Consider the following 14,301-nt stretch of genomic DNA (forward strand, 5'->3'; position numbering starts at 1 on the left):
AAAGCTGTGGAAGTCTACAGGACTGTCCCTCAGGATCTCCACGGCGGCGGCCGGATCCCGGTTCCGTCGATGTGCTGCACCCAGCGATCCAAGAATGCCCGGGGGCCCACCGGACAGTGCTGGAGCGGCGCATCAGGTCCTGACTGCTACGCTGCCGCCATGGTGGATTCAACAACTAGGTGGAGGACCGGGCGGGCGGCTGGTACCGGGCTGATCCTGATTGCCTGTTATGCGACAGCCGGGGCCTTCCAAGTGCTGGTCTGGAATCCGCAGGCGGCTGTGCCCGGGGCATCGCTCGACGAAATCCGGACAGCTATGGCGAGCGCCAACGAGTCTCTCGCCGTTCCCCTGGTTCTCGCGTGGGCCGTCATTGGGGTGCTGCTCGCCGGGCTGGTTCTCATGGCCGCACAGCGGGATCCCGGACTCCGGGTGAGCACGGTTGTCCGGATAAATTTACTCCTTTTGGTCCTAGCGGCACCGTCACACTGGTTCGCCTCCTTCCCCGCCGGTATGGGAATTGCGGACACCTTCGCCACGACCGGCGGTGACCACACGCCCTGGGGTAAGCTGCTCTACCTCGTGAGCGCCGTCGCCATGATTGTGCTGGTGTTCATCACGCTCCTGGACAGGCGGCGACCGCCTTCTCGCCGCCCGGCGCGTCCATAGGCCTTACTGCCAAGGACGGCGTACCCGGCTCCAGACGTCCTCGCTGAGGTCCCGGTGCCAGTGCTGCCGCGGGGCATCTGCCTCGCGGGCAGCATCCGCGAGCCACAGCGTACTGTCGGGGTCCCACCCGGCGAGGACCGATGCCGTGCCTCGACCCACCTTGAGCGCCCGGCCTGAAGTATTCAGGTAGCCGGCGATCGTGAGGTGCACGGCATCCCATTCCCCGGCGACCCGTTGCCAGTCGGGGATGACCCAGGAGCCATCGCGTCCGGTGGTGTGGAACCAATCGTGTCTGCGGGAGGCAGTGACGTCCAGCGGATAGGCGCGGCAGAGGAAGATCCAGTCCTCCGCCGTTTGGATCTCGAAGGTCCGGCCAGTCCCGTAGACCGGAATCACAGTTGCCTCCTCCCAACCGGGGAAATCTTCCACCAGGGTGAGGGCCGCCGGGATGGCACCCACTGTCCGGAGAAGGCGGAGGGGGGATGACCACCAGCTTCCGGAGTAGTTGGCGTAGACGCTCTCAGGGCGGTCGCGTGCGGCCTGTGCTTCCTCGGCCCGTATCTCTTCCGCCCATCTACTCAACGCTTGCTGCGGATCCCGTGGCAGCGGTGCCGGGTCCTCCGCTGACCGCCAGTCAATAGCCCATTGTTCCGGCCGGCGGGGCTGGGACCAGCCTCGCCACGTGGGGGTTGCCAGTACCCGCTCGGCGAGCGGGCGGAAAGCTTCGACGATGGCTGGGAGAGCTGCGAGTACGTCATCTCCATCGGGTTCCTGCCAGTAGCGGGCGTTCCTGACCGAGCACTCAAGTGCCGCCGCGAGCTGCGCCGCCGTGAGACCGGAAGCATCGATGGAACGCAGTGCCGCCGCCAGGTCTTCCAGCGAGGGGGATTCACCCGGGCCTGTGGAATCGCCGGGGCCGTCGCTGGACAGCGCGAACAGGACAGTGGATGTTCCTTTGCCGGGATCGAGTTCGTACCCCAGCCGGAAGACGGCGTTCCTGACGTCGGGGTTGAGTTCCTCCGCGAGCTCAAGGCACAGGCGCCTGCCACGGGGACCGTCAAGGAGCAGTTCAGGCAGGGTTTTCATCCGCTCATCCTTGCACGTCTGACTCCGGTCCAGAGGCGCCAGGACCGCGCCCGGCCAAGACTCTGCGGCCGCGCCGGTGTGCCACAATCGTGCCCATGCCGCTGGAATCCATCTCGACCCGCGAGGACAGCCTTCTCATCCGCTGGTCCTTCCCGAGCCCCACGCGTGATCTGTGGGACGGGCTGACTGACCGGACGCTGCTGTCCCAGTGGTTGGGCCAGCCCATCGAATGCGACATGAGGGCGGGTGGGAGGCTCGTCGTCGAGCATGGGGAGGGCTACGCATCCCACAGCGAAATCATGGAGGCAGATCCGCCGCACAGGCTTGCCATGACGTGGAACTTTCCCGATGAACCCGAATCCCGGCTCCGCTTCGAACTGCACCCCTCGGACCCGGGCACCAGGTTGGAGCTCACGCACCAAGATCTGGGCAGCCTTGTCGGCTCTTACGGTCCTGGCTGGATCACGCATCTGACGTATCTGGAAGCCGTGATCAGTGGCACTCCATTGGTCACGGCAAAGTTCTGGCAGCTACACGCCACTGTCGAGGCGCTCTACAACGATAGAAGGCCCGCTGCCACGGGCACTACCCATGCGACGGTGTATTCAGCTGCGGCCCCTTTACCGCCGTTAACGCGATAGGGAGTACCCGCGAACTCAGAGACCTGGAGCTAATCAGCCAGGTCAAACCGGTAGAGGCTGCAGGTGCTAAATCGCAACTTTATTCCGCGGGCCACGGAATGACCGAACTGGGCCGAATGGGCGGGCGCCATCGCGATTGCTCTCGGTTTATTCTTCGCTGTGCAGTCTGAGTTTCTGTGCCCCAACCGCGCCGCGACCCGTCGTCAGAAAAATCACGACGACGGCGACCAGTGCGCCGATGGTGGTTTCTACCGCCCGGTCCAGGGTCAACTCCCACACCGGCTGTGCCGAGACGAATCCGGTCATCAGCAGAGCCACGGGTGTCAGGAAGACCATGGCGAGAGCGTAGTGCCTCATGACGTATACCTCTCCGCCAAACTGGAGAGCTGCAAGCAGGATTGCCAGCTGCACCGGACTCCAATCGGGCTGCAGCAGCAGTGCGGAGAGCAGCACGCCGCCATAAGTTCCCAGAATAAAATGTCCGGCCCGGGCCGGAGCATGAGCGGCGTCCGTGGCGGAAATGGGGGCACAGGCCGCGAGCATCGCCCAGTAGCTGTGGCCCGGCCCCAAGAGCAGGGCCAGTGAGCCGGCGGCTGCGACGGCGGCAGCGTACCTTCCGGAATGGGCCAAGATGCGGGCTGCTTTCGGCGGCGGAGCATGCGGGCGCAGTATTACCGGAGTATGGCGGCGGGCATGGACCCGGCCGGCAATTCCCAGCAGAACGGCGGTTGCGGCGCTTCCGGACACGGCTAGGGCTGCTTCTCCCATGGATCCTGAAAACGGTGCCGCAGCAGTGGCGGTAAACGCGAAGATGTAGGTGAAGGGCCCCGCGGGCCGGATCCGCAGGACGTCTGCCACCAGCGATATCACCAAGGCGACAACGGTGGCGCTGACCACCAATTCCCAGTCACTGCGCCCGGCGATGGACATGGATACTCCGGCCATCACAGTCATGCACATCAGCAAGCCGGACTGGGTCTGATGCTGCAGCCTTCGCCAGTGGGGTTCCGAGCGACCAAATACACCCGTTAACGAGCCGAAGATGGCGCACATGGTCAGGTTGGTGCGGTCCAGCAGAATCAGCACCAGCAGCGGGATGAGCATCCCTGCCGCCACCCGCACAGCGGGGAACCGATGCCCCCGGCCAGCTGGGACGGCCAAGAAGCCACGGAGGTCTTGCGTCACGGGTTAGGAGCCTTTCGCTGCGGCAGCAAACAGGAAATTGCCGCCTTTACACCCTATGAGAGCGATCTCCACCAGCGCGGCACCCACCCTTGTGATTCATCTCGCACCGCAGCTGCCCACTTCTGGTCCATTACCGGGTAAGTCGCTGTAAACCGCCATCCCGACCCAGTTCACGTCCGCCATACTGGTTGCCGCCGGCAATCGGCCTCGCTTTTCCTGCTTCGACGTTCCGCAAATCGTTGACCCGGGCGCCGGCGGACACAGCTTGGGCGCGAACTCGGCCGAGCGTAGGAAAGCGCCGGACGGACCGGGTTAGGCGGCAGGAATGCCGCCGTTCCGGTCCGCCCGGCGCGTGCCAAGCGTGCCAAGCGAATGAAACTGAGAAGAGCTAAGCAGCAGCCACCGGCACAGCACCGGCATTGAACAGTCGCCCGTTCACCCGGTCGGACGCACCCACCCGGTCCAGATACGGCGTGATGCCGCCCAGGTGCATCGGCCAGCCGGCGCCGAGGATGACGCAGAGATCGATGTCCTCCGGCCCGGCCACCACACCTTCATCCAGCATCAGCCCGATTTCCTCGGCCAGGGCGTCCTGCGTACGGCGCAGGACTTCCTCGGAGGTCGAGGGCGAGTCGCCGAAGGTCAGCAGGGCCAGGGTTTCCTCCGGGACGTACGGCTTGCCGTCGGAATCCTGCTGCCAGAGCGACTTGATGCCGGCGTCGATCAGCTTCTGCGAGTTCTCCGAAACGTGGAACCGGTCGCCGAAGGCAGCGTGCAGGGATTCCTGCACGTGCTGGCCGACCGGCAGGCCAACCAGGGCCAGCAGGTTGAAGGGCGTCATCGGCAGGCCCATCGACCGCAGCGCATTGTCCGCGGTGGCGGCGTCGGTGCCCTCGTCGAACACCTTGGTGATCTCGCCGAACATCCGGCCCAGGATCCGGTTGACCACAAACGCGGCCGCATCCTTGACCAGCACAGCGGTCTTTTTCAGCTGCTTGGCCAGGACAAACGCGGTGGCGAGCACTGCGTCGTCGGTCTTCGGTGCACGCACAATCTCCAGCAGCGGCATCACAGCCACCGGGTTGAAGAAGTGGAAGCCCACCACACGCTCAGGGTGCTCCAGGTCCGCGGCCATTTCGGTGACGGACAGTGAGGACGTGTTGGTCGCCAGGATGCACTCGGGGGAGACCACGGCTTCCACCTCGGCAAAGACCTGCTTCTTGACCGACATTTCCTCGAACACGGCCTCAATCACGAAGTCCGCGTCGGCAAACGCTTCCTTGGACACCGAACCGGTAACCAGTGCCTTGGTGCGGTTCGCGGCATCGGAGGAGATGCGGCCCTTGCCCAGCAGCTTGTCCACCTCGGCGTGAACGTAGCCCACGCCCTTGTCCACGCGCTCCTGGTCGATGTCCGTCATCACCACGGGCACCTTCAGGTTCTTCGCGAACAGCAGCGCGAGCTGGCTGGCCATCAGGCCTGCGCCGACGACGCCGACCTTGGTCACCGGGCGGGCGAGCTTCTTGTCCGGCGCGCCGGCGGGACGCTTGCCGCGCTTCTGCACCAGGTCCAGGAACGCGTAGACCGTGGCCTGGAACTGCGGGGTCTGCATCAGTTCGGCCAGGGCTTCACACTCGGCCTCGCGGGACTGCTCACGCGTCCAGTTTTTTCCGGCTTCGAAGATGTCCAGCACCTTGGCCGGCGCCGGGGCAGCGTTGGAAGTGCGGGCCTCCACGAAGGCCCGGCCGGCCGCAACGGCGGCGTCCCAGCGGTCGCTGACTTCGGAAGGCTCGACGGCGTTGGGCCGGTTCACGGTCTCGGCGCCGGTGATCACGCGGGACGCCCAGGCGAGGGACTGCTCCAGGAAATCGGCGGGTTCGAACAGGGCATCGGCTATGCCGAGCTTGTAGGCGGCCGGTCCGGAGAGGGTGCGGTTGTTACTCAGCGGGTTCTCGATCATCACTTTCACGGCGTTCTCCGGACCGATCAGGCGTGGCAGCAGGTAGACACCGCCCCAGCCCGGAACCAGGCCGATGAACGCTTCAGGCAGCGCCAGCGCACCGGCCCCGGTGGATACCGTGCGGTAGTCGGACTGCAGGGCAATTTCCAGCCCGCCCCCCAGGGCCACACCGTTGATGAACGCGAAGCTGGGAACGCCCAGGGTGCCGAGTTTGCCGTAGACCTCGTGGCCCAGGGCCGCCATGGCGACGCCGTCGTCGTACTCGGCCAGAGTCTTCACTGCCGACAGGTCCGCCCCGGCCACGAGGTAGTGCGGCTTGCCGGTGACGCCGACGCCCACGATCTCGCCGCGGTCGGCCCGCTCCTTGAGCGAGTCCAGCACGCTGCCCAGTTCCAGCAGGGTGTTCGGGCCCAGTGTGGTGGGGCGGGAGTGGTCGACGTCGTTGTCCAGCGTGATGAGCGCGAACGTGCCGGCACCGCCGGGCAGTTCCACGTCACTGACGTAGGAGTGGGTGATGACCTCGTTCGGGAAGAGCCCGGCGAGACGCTGGTAATCGGGTGCAGTCATTACTTCGAAGCCTCCATGGACTCGGTGTTGTAGTCAGCGTGGTTGGGGTTTTCCCAGATGACGGTGGCGCCCATGCCCAGGCCGATGCACATGGTGGTCATGCCGTAGCGCACCGAGGGGTCTTCCTCGAACTGGCGGGCCAGCTGGGTCATCAGGCGGACGCCTGAAGAGGCCAGCGGATGTCCGACGGCGATTGCCCCACCGTAGCGGTTGACGCGGGGATCGTCGTCGGCAATGCCGAAGTGGTCCAGGAAGGAGAGCACCTGGACGGCGAAGGCTTCGTTGATTTCGAAGAGGCCGATGTCCTCAATGGACAGTCCGGTCTGCTTCAGCACCTTCTCGGTGGCCGGGACCGGGCCGATGCCCATAACCTCGGGCTCGACGCCGGCGAAGGCGTAGCCGACCAGGCGCATCTTCACGGGCAGGCCGAGTTCCTCCGCAGCATCGGCGGAGGCCAGCAGTGCGGTGGTGGCGCCGTCGTTCAGTCCCGAGGCGTTGCCGGCGGTGACCCGGCCGTGCGGGCGGAACGGGGTGCGCAGCGCTGCCAGATCTTCAAGGGTGGTGCCGGGACGGGGGCCTTCGTCGACGCTGCTGAGGGTCCAGCCGGCGCCGGGCTTCTTGGTGGCCACCGGAACCAGGTCCGGCTGGATCTGGTTGCCGGCGTAGGCCTTGGCCAGCTTTTCCTGGCTGGCGGCGGCGTAGGCGTCGGTGCGTTCCTTGGTGATGTCCGGGAAGCGGTCGTGCAGGTTCTCCGCCGTGTTGCCCATGTTCAGGGCGGCCGGGTCCACCAGGCGTTCGGTGACGAAGCGCGGGTTCGGATCCGCGCCCACGCCCATCGGGTGGTGGCCCATGTGCTCAACGCCGCCGGCGATGACGACGTCGTAGGCGCCGAAGCCGATGCCGGACGCGGTAGTGGTCACGGCGGTCATGGCGCCGGCGCACATCCGGTCAATGGCAAAACCGGGAACGGTGCGGGGGAGTCCGGCCAGCAGTGCTGCGGTGCGGCCGATGGTCAGGCCCTGGTCCCCGGTCTGGGTGGTGGCGGCGATGGCCACCTCATCGACCCGCTCGGGCGGCAGCGACGGGTTGCGGCGCAGGAGCTCGCGGATGCACTTGACCACCAGGTCATCGGCGCGGGTATCGGCGTACATGCCCTTCTCGCCGGCGCGTCCAAAGGGGGTGCGGACGCCGTCTACGAAAACAACGTCCCTGATCTGCCGTGCTCGGCTTTGTGGGCTCACGTACTGCTCCTCTTTGAGATGTGGACAAGCTCGCTCTCGATGTTACTCGTCAGTAACTTAGGCTGCAAGACCCGTGGCGGGAGCGGTGGGTCCGCCGCCGCCCCCGCCACGGAGACTACAGCGGCGTTACGCGAATATCATCGTGTTTGGGCAGGCTGCTCGACGATCACGGTGAAGCTCTGCCCGCCATCGGTGGAATGCTCCAGGCCGGCATCAGTCATGACCCAGATCTGCAGCGCGTCAGCCGTCTCGGCAGCCGTAACGGCCACCGGATAGCCGGAGACTCTCCCGGCGGGGTTCCAAATCTCCCCCTGATCCTCGCTCGTCACGATGCCGCCGTCCGGCAGGACGCCCACGATCCGGGACTCTTCCGTGACGGCGGCCAGCATGATCACCGGCGCCCCCGGAAGCGGCGCCCAGTTGAGGCCGGCGTCGCCGGATCGGTGCGGGCCCGTTTCCGTAGTGGCCACAGCGAGCCCGCTGGACGGCGATCCGGCCAGGTTGTAGGGCGTGAGCTGAACCTGCGAATCGGTCCACTCCCTGCCATCCTGGCTCACCTGCAGCGTTCCGTCGAAACCAATGATGCCTTCGCTGGTGGCCGCGAGGGCGTGGAAATCGGATTCGCCGCCCAGGGACTGCACGCTCCACGATTCCCCGTCCGCGGAACGGATCAGTCCGGCGGGCTCGGGCAGGTCAACGCCGGGGCCGGGATGCCCGGACGCCAGGTAGCTGCCGTCCCCGGCCACGGCAAAGCCCATGAGGTCGATGTTGGCACCAGTGGGAACCAAGCTGTTCCCGGAAACCTCGAAGACGCCCTCGTGCGAGGCGACAAGTACATCCGTGGTGCCGGGTTTGAGGGCAAGGGCATGGACATGACTGGGGAAGGGCGGTGCTGCCTCCTGGGCCCGCCCGCCAACGGGAGAGGAGCAGGCGGTCAGCGCCAGGATGACGACGGCGGAAGCCGCGGCGGCGCGCACGCCGTGTTCCAGCCTCATGCCAAGCCCTGCAGCAGGGTCTGCATCTCGAAAATTTCCGTGTTCTGGCTGGCGATGATGTCCTCGGCGAGCTTCACAGCAGTGGGGTTGGAGCCGGACGCAGCTTCCTCTTCGGCCATCTTCACCGCGCCTTCGTGGTGCTCGATCATCTGGGTCAGGAACAGTTTGGCGGCCTCGGTTCCCTGGGCGCTTTCCAACGCGGCCAGGTCCTCGTCGGCGAGCATGCCGTCCATCTCCATGGAGTGTCCGAGCATTTCCCGGGGCTCGTCCCAGGCTGTCAGCCAGGAATCCATCTTCTCGATTTCCGGTCCCTGCGCGGCCGTGATGTTTTCGGCGAGTTCCACGACTTTCGGGTCAAGTCCCTCTTTGGCGAGCATCATCGCGCTCATGGTGACGGCCTGTTCATGATGCGGGATCATCATCTGGGCGAACATGGTATCCGCGCTGTTGTGGTCCGCAGCAAGGGTATCGGAGGGTTCCCCGCTGCCGTGGTGGTCCATGCCGGGCATGGTGCTCTCCGACGCGGGGCTTGATTCCGGGGCGCTGCTGGTGGCCCCGCATCCCGCCAGGGCGATGGCGGCGGCGAGGGCGGTTGCAGAGACTGGGGCAAGCTTCTTCTTCAAGGTGTTTTCCTTCGGTCAGTACGTTCGTTGACTAATCAGCGCTGCCACGGTGGGCAGGCACGCAAAGGGGGCTCCGGAGGGTGGCGGAGCCGGGAATTTACGTGCGGCTGATGCAGAGTTGAACGAGCGAAGGAGCAGCCGGGGGAGCCAGCCTGGCGGGAACGGCCCGGGGCGGGTCCGGACGGTCCGGGGTCCGTTGCCGGCGGGATACCAGCGCACCGATTAGCGCTGAAATGCTGAGCAGCACCAGGAACATCATGCAGAGGCCTGCTGCACAGCCAGCCGGTCCGCATTCGGGGCACGCTTCGGAACTGTGCCCGCCGTCGGAGGCCGGAGCAGCTGCGGCTGCCGGATCGGCACTGTGGCGCAGCGCTGTCCCGTCGGAGTCCGCCGAGGTACCGGACGGGCTGACGGCTGAATGAGCGGCTGCCGGGTTGCCCGCGGCGTGACCGGCGGCAGCATGGGGGTCGGCGAGCATATGCATGCCGAGGATTCCGGCCAGGATCGCCAGGAGGCCGAGGGTGGTGGTGAGCAGCTGCGGCGTCGACCGAATGGTCAACGCATGGCCGGCTGCGGCCCGAATACCTGCCCTCATAATGAGCGCCAGTCTAACAGGCGGGTGCGGACGGAACGGCCCGCACACGGGAAAGCCGGGACCGCTCATCAGCAGCCCCGGCTCCCCGGCTTCAGCACAAACGAACTAGACGGTGGTGGCGTCCTGAACTTCGCCGACGAGTTCCTCGATGATGTCCTCCAGGAACAGGACGCCGGTGATCTTGCCGTCGGCATCCAGTACACGGGCCACATGGGCACCGGTGCGGCGCATGGTCTCGAGGGCATCCTCAAGTTCGCTGCCGCGGTAGGCGCTGGCCAGCCGGCGGATGCGCTTGGCCGGAACCGGAGCGTGGAAGCGTTCCGGTTCCACCAGGTCCATCACGTCCTTGAGGTGCAGGTAGCCGGTGAGATCGCCGTCGTCGTCGGCCAGGATGTAGCGGGAGTAGCCGTGGCTGCCCACCGCCTGCTGGATGTCGGCGGGGGTGGCTCCGGCCGGGACCAGGACCATGTCCGCGATCGGCACCTCAACGTCGGCCACGGTCTTGGAGGTGAATTCGAAGGCCGCGGTGAGCGTTCCGCTGGAATCCTCCAGCACGCCTTCCCTGGTCGACTGCTCCACGATGGTGGCAACTTCGTCCAGGGTGTAGGTGCTGGTGGCTTCATCCTTCGGTTCCACCTTGAACAGGCGCAGGACTCCGTTGGCGACGGCGTTCAGGCCCCAGATCACGGGCTTGAAGATGCGGGCCACGATGACCAGCGGCGGAGCGAGCAGCAGTGCTGCCCGGGTGGGAACGGAGAAGGAGATGTTCTTCGGGATCATCTCGCCGACCACCACATGCAGGAAGGTGACCAGCAGCAGCGCCACGATAAACGCCGTGAAGCTGATGGCCTCCGGAGTTAGCGGTGTGTTCGCGAGTGGGATCTCCAGCAGGTGGTGGATCGCCGGTTCGGAGACGTTCAGGATCAGCAGCGAGCACACGGTGATGCCCAGCTGGCTGGTGGCCAGCATCAGGGTGGCATGCTCCATCGCCCAGAGCGTGGTCTTGGCGGCCTTGCTGCCCTGTGCCGCCTTGGGCTCAATCTGGGAACGGCGGGCAGAGATGACAGCGAACTCGGCGCCGACAAAAAACGCGTTGACGGCCAGCAGCACCACCAGCCAGATAATGCCGGGGAGGTACTCACTCATGGATGATGTCCTTCGTCAGGGTATCGACCAGGCGGTCGTGCGCACTGCGCGGTGATTCGGAGCCGGGATTCGGGGTGAAGCGCAGCCGCTCGACATGCGTGCCGAGGACGCGCTCAACACGGAGCACGCCGTCGTCGACTTCCACCTCGTCGCCGAGCTCCGGCATACGGTCCAGGCTGTGCGTAACGAAGCCGGCCAGCGTCTCATAGTCCTCACCCTCCGGCACGGTAATGCCGGCGCGGTCCAGGAGCTCATCCGGGCGCAGGGACGCGTCAAAGGTGACGGAGCGTCCGGTGCGGACCACGCCGACCCTCGCGCGGTCGTGTTCGTCCTCGAGTTCGCCCACGATTTCCTCCACAAGGTCTTCGAGGGTGACGACGCCGGCGGTGCCGCCGTGTTCGTCGGTCACGATCGCGATCTGCAGTCCCTGGCCGCGCAGGACACCCAGCAGGCTGTCCACACCCATTGATTCGGGGACACGCAGCGGCGCCACCATGAGGTCGGCGGCCGTCGTCGTGGCCCGCTCGGAGAGCGGCAGGGCGAACGCCTGCTTGACGTGCAGCACACCGAGGATGTCATCCGAATCCCGGCCAATGACCGGGAAGCGTGAATAGCCGGTGGAGACGGCAGTGGCGATAACCTCTTCCGCCGAATCGGTTCCGGGGATGCCGACCATCCGCACGCGCGGGGTCATCACGTCCTCAGCGGTGTGGTCCGAGAACCGAAGTGTGCGGTGCAGCAGCTCGGCGTGGTCCTGGTCAAGTACGCCTTCCAGCGCCGAGCGGCGGACCAGGAAGCTGAGTTCCTCGGCACTGCGCGCGCCGGAGAGCTCTTCCTTCGGCTCGATGCCGAAGGAACGGATGACCGCGTTGGCGGTGTTGTTGCAGAGGAGGATGATGGGTTTGAAGACGGTGGTGAAAAGGGCCTGGAAGGGGACAACCAGCTTGGCCGTGGCCAGGGGGAGTGCCAGCGCGAAGTTCTTAGGCACCAGTTCGCCGATGATCATCGAGAACAGGGTGGCCAGCAGGACGCCGATCACTGTGCCCACACCGCCGACAGCGGCTTCGGGAACACCTGCAGCGAGCATTGGGCTGCGCAGCAGGGAGCTGATGGCCGGTTCGAAGGTATAACCGGTGAGCAGCGTGGTCAGAGTAATGCCCAGCTGTGCACCTGACAGATGAGTCGAGGTGATCTTCAGGGCCTTGATGGTGGGGCCCAGCCGCTTTTCACCGGCCGCCTGACGCGACTCAAGGTCGTTGCGGTCAAGGTTGACAAGGGCGAATTCCGAAGCAACGAACAATCCGGTGCCAACGGTCAGGAGCAGGCCGATGCCGACCATGATCCATTCATAGGAGTCATTCATGGGGCTGCCCTCCCCGATCCAAGACAACTGGAGCACAGGAGGGCATGGGTTTATGAGAAGGGTCGTCCATAGTAGGAAAAAGCATAACGGGGCCAGCTTGGAGATTCCTGAAAAGCGCAGGTGGGAGACGCCTTCGCAGGAAATTGTTGCAAACCTGTCACAAAAATTGCCGCAGCGGTGTCTTATGGGCAGGCCGGAAATGCCGGCGGAACTCAGCGGCAAGGGAGACACCTCATGGACACCACGGCAGTAATCCTGGGCGGCGGATACGCGGGCGTGATGGCCGCCAACCGGCTGGCCGGGCAGGGGCACCCGGTCCGCCTGGTAACCCCGGACGAAAGGTTCACCCAGCGGATCCGGCTGCACGAATACGCCGCAGGAACCCGCGCTGACCCGACGGTGGATTACGCAACCCTGCTGAATCCGGACGTCCAGGTGTTCACCGACCGGGCGGAGGCCATCAGTCCGGTAGCCCGCACCGTGCGTCTGGCCTCAGGTGTTCTGCTGGACTACGGGTACCTCGTGTATGCCGTGGGCAGCGGAGAAAGCCAGGTTCCGCGCGGCGCCCTGGCCCCCGACCGGCTCTCCGGCGCAGAGGAGGCAAGGGAGCGGCTGCGCCAGCTGGGTCCCGGAGAGCGGATCGCCGTTGTTGGCGGCGGCCTGACTGCCGTTGAGGTGGCCGCCGAGACGGCCGCGGCCTTCCCGGAGAATCCCCTCACCCTGTACACCGCCGGCGAACCGGTGCCGCACTTTTCCACCGGCGCACGGGCGGGCCTGCTGCGGAGCCTGCGCCGTGCCGGGGTCAGCGTCCGCACCGGGGCGGTGGATCCGGAGCGGCTCCCGGAAGCCGCCGTCGTTCTCTGGTGTGCAGGTTTCGGTGTGCCGCAGCTGGCCGCCCGGAGCGGACTGCCTGTCGACGCCGCTGGACGCCTTGCGATCGACGCCACCCTGCGTGTGCACAGACAGGACCGGATCTACGGCGCCGGAGACGCCGCGGTGATCACGGACCCCGGGTATGGCTACCTGCCCATGACCTGTGCGTCCGCGATGCCCATGGGAGCCGAGGCGGCCGGGAACATCCTGCGGTCCGCCGCCGGGACGCCGCTGGCCCGTCACAACAGCGGTTTCCTGGGCCAGTGCGTCAGCCTGGGCCGGCGGGACGGAGCGGTCCAGTTCCTGACGGCGGGCTACACGGCGCGGAGTTTCCATCTCCACGGCCGGTCCGCTGCGGTGCTAAAAGAGGTAATCTGCCGCATGACACTGCGGTGGATCCGCGGGGAAGCCGAAAAGAGCGGAGCGTACACATGGCCGGCCGGTCCCACGATGACGCCGCAGCCGAGAGCCCAGGGAGTGTGGAGCTGAACCGGGAGAGCGATTTCCTGGCGCACCGCGGACTGGTGTTCGCCGTCGCGTACGACATCACCGGCACCGTCACCGATGCGGAGGATGTGGTGCAGGAGACCTACCTGCGGTACGCAGCAGTACCCGGCCCGGTGGACAACCCGCGCGCCTATCTCGCCCGGACGGCGGCCCGCCAGGCGCTTAACGCGGTCCGGAAGGCCGCCCGGCGCCGGGAGGACTACGTTGGCGACTGGCTGCCGGAACCCCTCCGCACGGGTCCAGGCAGCGGGGAGAGATTTGATCCGCAGATCGCTGCGCTCACGGCGGCGGAGGTCTCCACCGCCATGCTGGTCCTGATGCAGAAGCTGTCCGGTCCCGAGCGGGCGGCCTTCCTGCTGCGCGAGGTGTTCGGCTTCGACTACTCCGAGGTCGCAGCTGCGCTGGAATCCAGTGAGGCCGCGGCCCGCCAGCTGGTGCACCGGGCCCGGGAACGGGTCCGTGCGGGCACGCCGAGGACGGTGCCGGATAAAAACGAGCACCGCGCCGCCGTCGCACGTTTCCTCGAAGCGGCCATGACCGGACAGGTGCAGGCGCTGCTCGATGTGCTGGCTCCGGACGTTGTGCTGGTGTCCGACGGCGGCGGCAAAGTCACTGCCGCCCGGAAGCCGGTCCGCGGACCGGAGCGGGTGGCAGCACTGCTGCTGGGACTGGCCAGCAAATACAGTGCCGGTGCCGTTCCGGAGATCATTGAGCTCAACGGATTGCCGGCAGTCGCCTTCCGCGAGGATGGCGCCGTGACCACCGTTTTCCAGGCCAGCACGGAGGACGGGAGGATTTCCGGTGTGTATGCCATGCGGAATCCGGACAAGCTCCTGCGCCTGCAGTAGCGCCC

At 66.2% G+C, this 14,301-nt stretch carries 13 protein-coding genes; 4 read left to right on the forward strand and 9 right to left on the reverse strand.

Features of this window, described 5'->3' with window-relative positions:
* Window positions 1-159: 159 nt before the first annotated feature.
* Window positions 160-666, forward strand: coding sequence for a hypothetical protein (locus tag H9638_RS14685; RefSeq protein ID WP_225217456.1), 507 nt, complete (start codon window positions 160-162; stop codon window positions 664-666).
* Window positions 667-669: 3 nt separating this feature from the next.
* Here the strand turns inward: H9638_RS14685 and H9638_RS14690 are convergent, their stop codons facing one another.
* Window positions 670-1,752, reverse strand: a complete 1,083-nt coding sequence (locus tag H9638_RS14690; protein ID WP_191748598.1) for a hypothetical protein — start codon at window positions 1,750-1,752, stop codon at window positions 670-672.
* Window positions 1,753-1,847: 95 nt separating this feature from the next.
* On the opposite strand from H9638_RS14690, the gene H9638_RS14695 reads away from it, so the two are divergent.
* The gene (locus H9638_RS14695; protein ID WP_191748600.1) at window positions 1,848-2,393 is read left to right on the forward strand and encodes an SRPBCC domain-containing protein; all 546 of its coding nucleotides are present in this window, start codon (window positions 1,848-1,850) and stop codon (window positions 2,391-2,393) included.
* A gap of 147 nt (window positions 2,394-2,540) precedes the next feature.
* Here the strand turns inward: H9638_RS14695 and H9638_RS14700 are convergent, their stop codons facing one another.
* The 8 genes from H9638_RS14700 to H9638_RS14735 all read right to left on the reverse strand — a co-directional run bounded on the left by H9638_RS14700 (window position 2,541) and on the right by H9638_RS14735 (window position 12,068).
* A complete protein-coding gene (locus H9638_RS14700; RefSeq protein ID WP_191748602.1) occupies window positions 2,541-3,497 on the reverse strand; it encodes an FUSC family protein in 957 nt (318 codons plus the stop codon).
* 469 nt (window positions 3,498-3,966) lie between these two features.
* On the reverse strand, window positions 3,967-6,105 hold the full coding sequence (locus tag H9638_RS14705) for a 3-hydroxyacyl-CoA dehydrogenase NAD-binding domain-containing protein (protein ID WP_191748603.1): 2,139 nt from the start codon (window positions 6,103-6,105) through the stop codon (window positions 3,967-3,969).
* On the reverse strand, window positions 6,105-7,346 hold the full coding sequence (locus H9638_RS14710) for a thiolase family protein (protein WP_191748605.1): 1,242 nt from the start codon (window positions 7,344-7,346) through the stop codon (window positions 6,105-6,107). The genes H9638_RS14705 and H9638_RS14710 overlap by 1 nt, the downstream gene beginning before the upstream one ends.
* Before the next feature lie 137 nt (window positions 7,347-7,483).
* Window positions 7,484-8,341, reverse strand: a complete 858-nt coding sequence (locus H9638_RS14715) for a F510_1955 family glycosylhydrolase (RefSeq protein WP_191748607.1) — start codon at window positions 8,339-8,341, stop codon at window positions 7,484-7,486.
* On the reverse strand, window positions 8,338-8,964 hold the full coding sequence (locus tag H9638_RS14720) for a DUF305 domain-containing protein (RefSeq protein WP_191748609.1): 627 nt from the start codon (window positions 8,962-8,964) through the stop codon (window positions 8,338-8,340). Before H9638_RS14720 ends, H9638_RS14715 begins: the two co-directional genes overlap by 4 nt.
* Before the next feature lie 97 nt (window positions 8,965-9,061).
* Complete coding sequence (locus H9638_RS14725) at window positions 9,062-9,559, reverse strand: DUF6153 family protein (protein ID WP_191748611.1); 498 nt, start codon at window positions 9,557-9,559, stop codon at window positions 9,062-9,064.
* A 105-nt stretch (window positions 9,560-9,664) separates the two neighbouring features.
* On the reverse strand, window positions 9,665-10,705 hold the full coding sequence (locus H9638_RS14730; protein WP_191748613.1) for a hemolysin family protein: 1,041 nt from the start codon (window positions 10,703-10,705) through the stop codon (window positions 9,665-9,667).
* Window positions 10,698-12,068, reverse strand: a complete 1,371-nt coding sequence (locus tag H9638_RS14735) for a hemolysin family protein (RefSeq protein ID WP_191748615.1) — start codon at window positions 12,066-12,068, stop codon at window positions 10,698-10,700. The genes H9638_RS14730 and H9638_RS14735 overlap by 8 nt, the downstream gene beginning before the upstream one ends.
* Before the next feature lie 234 nt (window positions 12,069-12,302).
* Here H9638_RS14735 and H9638_RS14740 point away from each other — a divergent pair, with 234 nt between their 5' ends.
* Window positions 12,303-13,430 carry an NAD(P)/FAD-dependent oxidoreductase gene (locus H9638_RS14740; protein ID WP_191748617.1) on the forward strand — a complete coding sequence of 376 codons (1,128 nt, stop codon included), beginning with the start codon at window positions 12,303-12,305 and terminating at the stop codon, window positions 13,428-13,430.
* Window positions 13,421-14,296 (forward strand): RNA polymerase sigma factor SigJ, encoded by an 876-nt coding sequence (gene sigJ / locus H9638_RS14745; RefSeq protein WP_318241897.1) that lies wholly within the window; start codon window positions 13,421-13,423, stop codon window positions 14,294-14,296. Before H9638_RS14740 ends, sigJ begins: the two co-directional genes overlap by 10 nt.
* Window positions 14,297-14,301 lie beyond the last annotated feature (5 nt).

The sequence above is a fragment of the Arthrobacter pullicola genome (genome assembly GCF_014836875.1).
Classification (GTDB): Bacteria; Actinomycetota; Actinomycetes; order Actinomycetales; family Micrococcaceae; genus Arthrobacter_B; species Arthrobacter_B pullicola.